The following is a 9,208-nucleotide window of genomic DNA, read 5'->3' on the forward strand; positions in this document are numbered from 1 at the left end:
TTTCAGCATGCTAAACAAGGTCGGCGCTTACCCATTGTTTTAGCACCTAACGACATTCAGAAAATACTAAGCTGCTTGAATGAACGGGATCACTTAATGTTCTCATTGCTATATGGCTCAGGACTTAATGGCTCAGGACTTAGGATCAGTGAGTGCTTACGTATTCGCATTCAAGATATTAATTCGCACTTTTTGTGAGACACCCATATTAAATACCTAGCTACATCATACAAAACTATCTTCTTCACAGAAAGAATTTATATGGAACTCATCTTTTATCGTTTCGTTAAGGGATAACTAACTGCTAAAAAGGCGGGTTTTTGGGGGTTTTTAGGCGAGTAAATTTACTAATACATGATTAGTAAATAAAGAAAGACTATGAATGCTGGAATAAAGCTAAGCGAGTAGTCGGTTATGACGGGATCTTGGCTTTCTATTTAGTTTATTTGAATCACAATAATGCACTATAGATTGTTCGGCACCAACAACAGCACCGGTTCTTGCGCCAAATTCTGTGGCGATACAAAGCCAATTTTCTGAGGATATATTGAGTCGTTGAAGAATCGGCAACAGAGAGGCATTGATAACGCCACGTTTATCTTCTCGGATGATTCGCCCAGTCATATCAACCCATTCAAGGTAATCTGATAATTCAAAAGGTAGACCATCCGGCATGTTTTCTCTGGGGCTACCGACAAAAGGATAAAGCAATTTTAGTTGTGACCATTACAAAATACAACATTCGCTTTATATAGCGTTACAGTTGAACGTCAGTAAATCGCTTAGTATTGTGCTAGTGTTACTTTTAGCGGTACTGATTTTTACCTTGTCGCCAAGGAAGGCAATAACATCTGAACACATTTGAAGGTCTAATGTGAATAAAACGCCTTGGTTTGTAATAATAGGATTGCTCCTGATCGTGCTCACATGGCGCGCTATTCGATTGGTTTTAAACAAACACCAGCTGACACATTCCCTTGATACATATCAGTCCACTTATCAACAACTTATCTCTCTTCTCGACGCTAATAACGCCCACCTTATGTGGCTTACAACCCAACAAGGCCATATCTTATATGCCAACAAAGCGCTTGCGGAATTACTTAATACGCCACAAGAAAAAGTGCTAGGAAGCGCTTCTGAGCTTCCATTATCAGACGCAGCAATAACTCGGCTTGCCGTATTGTTAGACTCTCCTATTGGAGAAAGAGAGGAATGGTTAATTCAAGAAAATGGAGCCCCTGTTTGCTACCTAGTAAAAAAGCATCTTCTTGATGACAATACTGTCGCTTGTTCAGCCTACCTGATCACCTCTTACAAAGAACGAGAAAATGCGCTGATTGAATCAGAGCTGCGCATGAATGAGGCATTAAAAGCCACCAGTATTGGTGTCTGGGAATGGGACGTACGAAACGATAAGTGGTTCGCAAACCCCTCTTACTTTTCTATGCTTGGCTATCCTCCTATAGAAGGGTTAGGAAACCGCCAAGCTGAAATCGAAAAAGTTCATCCCGATGACCGGCCGCTTGTTTTTGACACTATTCGAGCTCTTCTCGAAGGCAAGTCCCAATTAAACCAATATAATTATCAAGCAAGAATTCTCCATGCTAATGGCGAATATCGATGGATTGCCGTCCGCTGTACCGTAACGGAATTCGATGAAAACGATGTGCCAACTCGACTACTGGGTATCCGCATTGATATTGATGCCCTTAAAAAAGCGCAAGAACAAGTCGAGTGGCTCGCCAGCCACGACTCTCTCACTGGATTACCAAATCGCTCTTCTTTGTATAAGAGCTTTAATACACTCATCCAATGCAGCGAACTCAAAAAAACGGGCTTGGCTTTAATATTTGTAGACCTTGATCGCTTTAAAAATATCAACGACACCATGGGACACAACATAGGCGACAAGCTACTAATGTCCGTGGGTGAAAGAATGACCTCACTGATAAAAGAATCCGGCTTCGTTACTCGTCAAGGCGGCGATGAGTTCATTATACTTTTGCCCTATGTAACCGAAGAGCAGGCAAAAGAAAAAGCGACCGAAATTAGCCAAGTGCTTTCACATCGCTACCAGATAGAACAACATCAATTTGTTATCACACCTTCTATTGGCATTAGTTTATTTCCCCGCGATGGACGAGATTTTGACACCTTGTATAAACGCGCAGATACCGCCATGTACAGCGCCAAAAAAGAAGGTCGTAATCGATTAACGTTTTTCACGGCGGAAATGCAAAGCCACTCAGAAAGAGTATTGCTGCTTGAAAACGCACTCCACGACGTAATAGAAAAGCAAGAACTCAGCTTGTTTTTTCAGCCTCAAATGGATCTAAAAACAGGCCAAGTCATCGCCGCTGAAGTGCTGCTAAGATGGCATAGCAAGGAACTAGGCACCGTCTCTCCTGCCGAGTTTATTCCCATTGCGGAAGATACCGGTCAGATTTTAATGATTGGTGAATGGGTGTTGCGCGAAACAATTAACCAACTGAAAAACTGGCAAGAACAAGGAATAACGCCAGTAAGACTGGCTGTAAACCTCTCACCTATCCAGTTTCAAGTCCAAAACCTGCCGGAAATCATCAAACATCTACTAGACGAGTTTCAAGTACCGGCTACGCTACTTGAAATGGAATTGACTGAACGAGGTGCAATGGCCGATCCGCAAAAAGCCATTGAGACGATGAAAGCGTTTCAACAGATAGGAGTACGCACCTCAATAGATGACTTTGGCACAGGCTATTCATCTTTAAACTATCTACAACAGTTCCCTATTTATAAGCTAAAAATAGATCAATCCTTCATTCGGGACATGACAACAGATGCAAATGACTACGCAATTGTCAGTGCCATCATCAGCCTTGCTCAACAACTTGGCATGAAAACCATTGCCGAAGGCGTCGAAACTCAAGAGCAACTTACCATGCTGCAGGAATTGGCATGCGATGAAATGCAAGGTTATTACCTTAGCAAACCTTTACCCTCAACAGACTTTCAAAATAATTTCTTAGCACATTAACAACAGAGTAGCCTCAATCACTTGACTCTCATACCAGCTATTAATGAAACCATCGTCAAAGCCGCTAGAAAGTTATGGGGGATAGAGACTGGCGAGTTGTGGATATGTGTCTTGGTTTAACGCCTTGTTAAGGGGTGAAGCACGCAACACCGATGCTACCGCATACCACCTTAATCACTTAAACCAACGCATAGTAAAAATGCCACGCGTGCTGAATCCCTCTTGAACAATTTGTTATACGCGTCCTATCGGTTGTACTTAACCTTATTCAAAACTTCTTTTAGTTCATGCGTTTTCTCAAGGTTTACATCGTGAATATTGGCTAAAGCACAAACATAGTACAAGACGTCATATAACTCTTCTGCGATTGAACCTTTGAGTTCATCTAGCGTTGGTTGCCCACTTTTACCTTTGCGAATAGATTCCGATAATTCGCCAACTTCTTCGATTAGTTTTAAAAAATAGTGTTCAGATTGCTCTGGCGCATAATCGAATTCTTTTATATGACTTTGTAATTCAGATAACTTCATAACGTCCTTTTTGTATCATTTTTCATTAAGCGTATAACGCTGAGCACAGTTGCAAAAATGCATGGCGCTACATTTTGGGTACCCAAATTCGTGACATGTATTTTTGTCAATTGATGCGATTAGTTATGTTTACTAGTTCTGTTGTGCCCCAAAAACCTTTACTCTTTTGCTGAATGCGCCAACCTCTACGCTTCAGTTCTTTGGCAACAAAACTGTTTGTTAATCCATGACCAAATACTATTATATCGTCGTTTTTATGCGTTTGTTCTACTAGCACATCAACTGCAGATAATATTCTCTTTCGACCAACTTTAAATGATTCACTCTTACCTGATATTCCTAAAAACCAACAAATTCTAGAAATAATAAGCCAATTATCAACGGATATGAAAAAAGGTAATTTTAATCGTGGAATATCCATTTCTCTCAGCTCTCTCAGCACCAAATCTGGCGCTTTGCCTGAGCATAATTCAGCAGAATGTCGAGCACGATTTAAGTCACTAGAAACCGTATAACTACCATTAGTTCTTTTACGTAATTCTTCTGAAGGTTTACTACTCGAAAGGACCAATGAATGATTATAAGCTATCACCCAATTAGCAAAACCAACTGCACTAACCTTTGGATTTGCACTTGCCTTTGGTTTCCCATGCCGTACTAATGTAATTTTCAAAAAGACTCCATAGTGTGGTGTAAACATAACGCCAGCAATAAACGGCGCCCTGACAAGGGCGTCCGGTGGAGGCCGCAAGGCCGGAACGAATTTAATTGCCTTGTTAATTGGCTTTTTTGTGGGAAAACTTATAGCGGGTTACCCAAACCAAGAACAAGCCAACTATAAACAATATGGCCCCAGGTGCGGCATCGGTAATCGTCGACTCTGCGCCAAAGATTTTGGCCGTCCAATTTGTCGAGCCTGCAATCCCATTGAGGAACAATGCCAACCCACCCAGAATACAAACCAAACCTAAAACCTGCCCGATGATGGCGTAGATCAACTCATATTTCGCGAGAGTCAATTGAGTTCCGCTCTCTGTAGACGGATCAATGTGGGTTTGGTTTACCACAAAGGTTCGCTGTCCTTTCTTCTTATCCTCTGGCATGAACTCCCCTTGCCAATTAACGCCAAGCTCACAGGAGACAAAAGCGAAGCTTTTGTCTCCTGTGCAACCTTTTGTTAGGCTTTTAGTTAATTTTCGTCCAGAACGTCATGTTCACAGATTCTTTTTCAAGAAGCTCTAAGTATTCCAATGCCACTGCGTTACCTAGCCATTGCTGACAATACTCCTCAGCTTTTTCCTGCGAGCTGGCAATGGCCACATCTGCATAGATACCATCAGTTCCACGAACTAGAAAATGGAGGATGAGTTCCTCTTGTCGGCTAAGAAACTCGGACTCTACTTGATTTGACAGCTCTACTAATCTGGCTTCTGTCACGCCTTCTTTCAGTCTGAAGGTCGCAAACTCCATGCCACCAATGTTGTCAATGTTACTATTATTTATCATGTCAACTCCTCAGTTATTGCTTGAATACCAACTCTAAGGCTTCACTACTGACAGCATTATGTCAGTCCAATTTTGCACTTTTAAATTCAATGTATGCTGACAAAGAAACACCCTTGGGCAAAGCACCCTCATGATCACAAAGTTCTAACCTGTTTATGCGATCCACCCGAAAGTCTCTATAGTCGCCGCGTAGCTCACACCAACCGCCTAATGTCCATCTACCACCCCAATAAAATAGCCCTAAAGGAAATATGGTTCTCGATGTCTCAACCTCTGAAAGCGAGTTATAGTCGATAGTGATCCATCGCTTTGTCTCTATAGCTGAGTGAACCGTTCCCCACACGTGATACGTTTCAGATCCGCGATGGATTGCCGGCACCCTAATCACTCTATCTTCGCTGGAAATTATCTTCGATCCACTCGGCAATACCGCTTCGATCTTTGATAACAGAGAATGTGCTGAAGCTGCAAAATCCTTTCCAGTCAAAGACGCTGTAAAACTCACCCCTGCAATCAGTGCTTCCAACTCACCCGGCGACAATTGTAAAGGCGGTAACTCGAACCCTTCTGACAGAAGGTATCCAACACCAGGCTCTCCATAAATTGGTATTCCAGACAGCGACAAATCATCAACATAGCGATAGATCGTTCTTTCAGACACCATCAACTTTTCAGCCAACTGCTTTGCCGTAAGCGGTTGGTGTCTTCTCAAGATATTGGTTAACTGAAAAAGCCTATCTGATTTTCTCACACCCTACCCTTGGAAATTCTTCTGCCTAACGCCGGGCTCACGCGCCGGTTTGGAGCTGCGAAGCGGCGGAAAAGCGGTCGCCGTACAGCCGATTGTTAGGCTTGGCCGCCACTATTCTGGATCGCTGCTTCAAATTTGCTCAAAAACGTCGAAATTTGCGACTCATACTCCGGAACCGCAACGAATTCTTCGATTTCTTCTGGGGACTTTCCGATAAGAGGGATACGCAAAAACACGTCTTCCAGAAAATTATCGCTGACTGTGGAAAGCACTACCCTTAGAGAAGCGAGCATATCGTCACCACGGTGAGAAGCATGTACTAAAGCTATGGGTTTGCCTACAACTTCGGAACGAGAAACCATCCAATCAATGGCATTTTTGAGGCCGCCCGGAATGGATCGGACGTACTCTGGACTCGATATAATAATGCCGTCAACAGCAGAAACCGTTCCCATAAATTCGCACACCGCCACTGGTGTTGCCTCACCTTCAGAGTCTGGAGAAAAAACGGGCAGCAAATCTAGCCTATGAAAAACAGACAACTCGATGCTATCCGAAGTGAAGCTCTTCATAGCCCTCAGCAAAGCAGTATTGGTGGATGCTTCTCGGGCGCTTCCGGAGATGGCTAGTATTCTCATGCTGTCCTCTTTTTTAGTCTAACGCCGCATTAAGCGGGCTAAAATTGTGGGTTATACTGTGGAGCGAAGCGGAACGCAACCCACTGTTTTAGTTCCGTTTAAATGCCTTGTTAGTGGGCTATTTGTACGTTTTCACTAAAAACGCCGGTATTGGAAGTAACATATTGGACTAGTTCGTTCATATCATGAAACTCTGAATTATCGATTAGGTCATCTCTTTCATGAACTCCTTCGATATCTTCAACAATAACTCGACCTAAACGAATAACTCCAGTCATTGACTCAGGCACATTATCATCTAATTCTATGATTGCTCTTCTTGTCATGGATAGTTCAAAAACACGATTCAATTGAGCTGTACACTCATGCGCTAGATGTATATTACTTTCTATTTCAGAGTCAGAGAACATTTCTTCAGCATGCATCAATCGATTTCTAAAGTTTTGCAAATATATTAGCTGTTCAATAAGGTCTGGTTGCAATAATGAGGTTTTCTTCAACTCCCTAAATAAAATATGCCTAGGTACTGGATACATTCTAATTCGACCATCAGGCATGGTTCTTTCTCGAACATGAGTATTTGTCAATTTAGATATTTTCAAAACAAAAGTATCTAACCGTTTCCATGTTCGAATAAATTCACCATAGAGAGAGTTTATATTTGACATAACACTTTCCGCGACAATCTCTTTATCATCAGCGGGAACGGATATTTTATCTATATCCTTAATCGCTTTATCTAAGCTATTGTTAATTTCTTCTACTAACTGCTTAATATTCTCATGATCACGCTTTGTGACAATTGCGTTATGAGCAATTAAACACCTTAGATCATATAGTTTTCTCCAACGAGAATCTAAAAATGAATCTTCACAATCTACAATTTCAGAGAAATACCTCTGCCAATTTGATTTTGGAATGTATTCTTTAAGTTGCTCCAGATTTAAGGACTCTATTGACTCGGCTGAATCCAATTTATCGAAAAGGCTTTTAGTATTGTGGACGGAGTAAGGTTTAAATAAGAAATCTGCTAAATGAATAAAATCAACTTTATATACCTGTGGGGCATCTTTTCTTTTACTTTTTTCCACTGCTACTTTAAATGTTTCAGGAGATGATTCTTTTAACCAACTAGTACCTACTTTTCGAAGCATAAAATTGGTTATTAACTTCCTCATTGTATTTTCAATACAATGAATCAAAGGGTAAGACTCTTGTGAATAGAAAGTAGAAATATCATCTACTAGGATTTCAGGCTTTCCGCCAGACTTTTGGATTATCTTCTTAATATCCCTTAACAGTTCTACAAAGATATCAAGTTTATCGTGTTCACACGTTGCACTTAAAGTAAGTTGGAAAAATCGCTGCCCTTTGTTCTCTACTTCCCTGAAATCAAACCATATTCAACTTCAAAACTTCCTTTGTATGTAAGCTTTTTATTACTTATCTTAATGTCAGAGTTTACCTGCAACAGCTTGTTGAAAGTAGTCTTACTATCACAAAAAGCGCCCTCATCATCCATCAAAATTAAGTACTCTACTTTGAACTCTTTCATTTTATAACTTCCATACTTTGATTAAACTCCTTTGCCCACTAACGCTCACCTCACCGGAAAACAAAAGCAGAGCGAAGCGGCGCTTTTGGTTTTCCGGTGCAGGTGCTTGTTATACGATTTACTCGCCAACACTTAAGATCACCTGCTCCTGCATACCTTCATGAGTTAACTTGACTTCACCCTTGGTGACAGTTGCAAGCCATTCTAGGAAGCTTATTAGTTGGTTGTATGAACTTTCAGTTTTTATATCGTGTGGTGAAACATCTAGCTCAATTTCTGTTTCTACAAAAAAATGGCAATTTAACTGGATTTTTTCGGCTATCCAGAGGAATAAGGTCGTAGGGTTGGTTTGCTGCATACTCTTGATTGTAATGAGATCATTAGGTAATTCCTTCTCAACATCTCCGTGAGTAAACTCAAATTTGTACTCCGACCGCTTCACCTCAGCTATAAACGTATCCCAAACAGCTGTCTCGATATCTTCTACATAGATATCCCTCAGAGATCCATCTGTTTTGAATTCTCGCTTTATGTCACTCCATTGCTTCATATTGGTTTCGTATAACGCCGCGTTAAGGCGTGACGTAATGCGTGCCATACTGTGAGCGAAGCGAAACTGGCACGCGTTGCGGAATCGCTCTTAAACGCTTTGTTATGTGAATGCTTTCTCATGACTAACGTGATGCCTATTTACAGGTAAATAACCACAGGCTTCGTAAAATTGATTCGCTTGTAGAGTATCGGTAAATAAAGTGACTTTTGTGAAATACTGAGACGCATGTTTCTCAAGAAATTCGAGCAATTCGCGTCCAACACCCAAACGACGACTGCACTTACTTACATAGAATCGACGCAACCGCGCGCAGTCATCTTGGCGATTAATACCACCGATAGCTACCAATTTACCATCGACCCTAACAGTCACAAGGGTTTCACCGTTCTTATTGAACTTATTTACTCCGCTTACAAAATCATTTTGAAGTCGTGCTAAAAAGCGAAAACCTTCCAATTGGCTTTCAGTTATCAGAGTTTCAATATCACTTGGTAATTGTTCTACTTTCTCGATCTTCATAAATCTACATAACATTTTAATAGTGCGCATGCGCGTTTAGACAATTCCAAAAAGTTCTAATGAACGCCGTAAGTAACTGAATCAAAGTTACTTTACGAAATTACTCACAGAAACTGAAAATGGAAAAACGAGCA

The 9,208-nt window shown here is 41.1% G+C and carries 12 protein-coding genes and 1 pseudogene; 2 read left to right on the forward strand and 11 right to left on the reverse strand.

Features of this window, described 5'->3' with window-relative positions; all coding sequences use genetic code 11:
- Nucleotides 1-198, forward strand: a pseudogene (locus MSP8886_RS21595) (hypothetical protein); the annotation flags it as partial.
- Nucleotides 199-396: 198 nt separating this feature from the next.
- On the opposite strand, the gene MSP8886_RS21600 reads toward MSP8886_RS21595, so the two are convergent.
- Nucleotides 397-675 (reverse strand): hypothetical protein, encoded by a 279-nt coding sequence (locus tag MSP8886_RS21600; protein ID WP_067021141.1) that lies wholly within the window; start codon nt 673-675, stop codon nt 397-399.
- A gap of 367 nt (nt 676-1,042) precedes the next feature.
- Between MSP8886_RS21600 and MSP8886_RS21605 the strand changes: the two genes are divergently transcribed.
- Complete coding sequence (locus tag MSP8886_RS21605; protein ID WP_083201096.1) at nt 1,043-3,022, forward strand: putative bifunctional diguanylate cyclase/phosphodiesterase; 1,980 nt, start codon at nt 1,043-1,045, stop codon at nt 3,020-3,022.
- A 245-nt stretch (nt 3,023-3,267) separates the two neighbouring features.
- Here MSP8886_RS21605 and MSP8886_RS21610 read toward each other — a convergent pair whose 3' ends face one another.
- The 10 genes from MSP8886_RS21610 to MSP8886_RS21650 all read right to left on the reverse strand — a co-directional run bounded on the left by MSP8886_RS21610 (nt 3,268) and on the right by MSP8886_RS21650 (nt 9,074).
- On the reverse strand, nt 3,268-3,552 hold the full coding sequence (locus MSP8886_RS21610; RefSeq protein WP_053047195.1) for a MazG nucleotide pyrophosphohydrolase domain-containing protein: 285 nt from the start codon (nt 3,550-3,552) through the stop codon (nt 3,268-3,270).
- 106 nt (nt 3,553-3,658) lie between these two features.
- The gene (locus MSP8886_RS21615; RefSeq protein WP_067021147.1) at nt 3,659-4,225 is read right to left on the reverse strand and encodes a histidine phosphatase family protein; all 567 of its coding nucleotides are present in this window, start codon (nt 4,223-4,225) and stop codon (nt 3,659-3,661) included.
- A gap of 103 nt (nt 4,226-4,328) precedes the next feature.
- Nucleotides 4,329-4,655 carry a hypothetical protein gene (locus tag MSP8886_RS21620; RefSeq protein ID WP_067021149.1) on the reverse strand — a complete coding sequence of 109 codons (327 nt, stop codon included), beginning with the start codon at nt 4,653-4,655 and terminating at the stop codon, nt 4,329-4,331.
- Nucleotides 4,656-4,737: 82 nt separating this feature from the next.
- Nucleotides 4,738-5,058, reverse strand: coding sequence for a hypothetical protein (locus MSP8886_RS21625; RefSeq protein WP_067021152.1), 321 nt, complete (start codon nt 5,056-5,058; stop codon nt 4,738-4,740).
- A gap of 61 nt (nt 5,059-5,119) precedes the next feature.
- Nucleotides 5,120-5,809 carry a helix-turn-helix transcriptional regulator gene (locus MSP8886_RS21630; RefSeq protein WP_067021155.1) on the reverse strand — a complete coding sequence of 230 codons (690 nt, stop codon included), beginning with the start codon at nt 5,807-5,809 and terminating at the stop codon, nt 5,120-5,122.
- A gap of 95 nt (nt 5,810-5,904) precedes the next feature.
- Nucleotides 5,905-6,447: an NADPH-dependent FMN reductase gene (locus MSP8886_RS21635; protein ID WP_067021158.1), complete on the reverse strand. Its 543-nt coding sequence runs from the start codon at nt 6,445-6,447 to the stop codon at nt 5,905-5,907.
- A 110-nt stretch (nt 6,448-6,557) separates the two neighbouring features.
- The gene (locus MSP8886_RS21640; protein ID WP_175365336.1) at nt 6,558-7,649 is read right to left on the reverse strand and encodes a HEPN domain-containing protein; all 1,092 of its coding nucleotides are present in this window, start codon (nt 7,647-7,649) and stop codon (nt 6,558-6,560) included.
- A 176-nt stretch (nt 7,650-7,825) separates the two neighbouring features.
- A complete protein-coding gene (locus MSP8886_RS22395; protein ID WP_175365337.1) occupies nt 7,826-8,002 on the reverse strand; it encodes a hypothetical protein in 177 nt (58 codons plus the stop codon).
- Between the two features lie 118 nt (nt 8,003-8,120).
- On the reverse strand, nt 8,121-8,552 hold the full coding sequence (locus MSP8886_RS22400) for a hypothetical protein (protein WP_067021164.1): 432 nt from the start codon (nt 8,550-8,552) through the stop codon (nt 8,121-8,123).
- 102 nt (nt 8,553-8,654) lie between these two features.
- Nucleotides 8,655-9,074, reverse strand: a complete 420-nt coding sequence (locus tag MSP8886_RS21650) for a GNAT family N-acetyltransferase (RefSeq protein WP_083201097.1) — start codon at nt 9,072-9,074, stop codon at nt 8,655-8,657.
- Between the last annotated feature and the right edge of the window lie 134 nt (nt 9,075-9,208).

Origin of the sequence: Marinomonas spartinae (genome assembly GCF_900089775.1) — a bacterium.
GTDB lineage: Bacteria > Pseudomonadota > Gammaproteobacteria > Pseudomonadales > Marinomonadaceae > Marinomonas > Marinomonas spartinae.

Bases quoted from the DNA above. Each gene is read 5' to 3' on its own strand.
- MSP8886_RS21600 (WP_067021141.1), bottom strand. From the start codon at position 675: ATGCCGGATGGTCTACCTTTTGAATTATCAGATTACCTTGAATGGGTT.
- MSP8886_RS21605 (WP_083201096.1), top strand. From the start codon at position 1,043: ATGTGGCTTACAACCCAACAAGGCCATATCTTATATGCCAACAAAGCG.
- MSP8886_RS21610 (WP_053047195.1), bottom strand. From the start codon at position 3,552: ATGAAGTTATCTGAATTACAAAGTCATATAAAAGAATTCGATTATGCG.
- MSP8886_RS21620 (WP_067021149.1), bottom strand. From the start codon at position 4,655: ATGCCAGAGGATAAGAAGAAAGGACAGCGAACCTTTGTGGTAAACCAA.
- MSP8886_RS21625 (WP_067021152.1), bottom strand. From the start codon at position 5,058: ATGATAAATAATAGTAACATTGACAACATTGGTGGCATGGAGTTTGCG.
- MSP8886_RS21635 (WP_067021158.1), bottom strand. From the start codon at position 6,447: ATGAGAATACTAGCCATCTCCGGAAGCGCCCGAGAAGCATCCACCAAT.
- MSP8886_RS22395 (WP_175365337.1), bottom strand. From the start codon at position 8,002: ATGAAAGAGTTCAAAGTAGAGTACTTAATTTTGATGGATGATGAGGGC.
- MSP8886_RS22400 (WP_067021164.1), bottom strand. From the start codon at position 8,552: ATGAAGCAATGGAGTGACATAAAGCGAGAATTCAAAACAGATGGATCT.
- MSP8886_RS21650 (WP_083201097.1), bottom strand. From the start codon at position 9,074: ATGAAGATCGAGAAAGTAGAACAATTACCAAGTGATATTGAAACTCTG.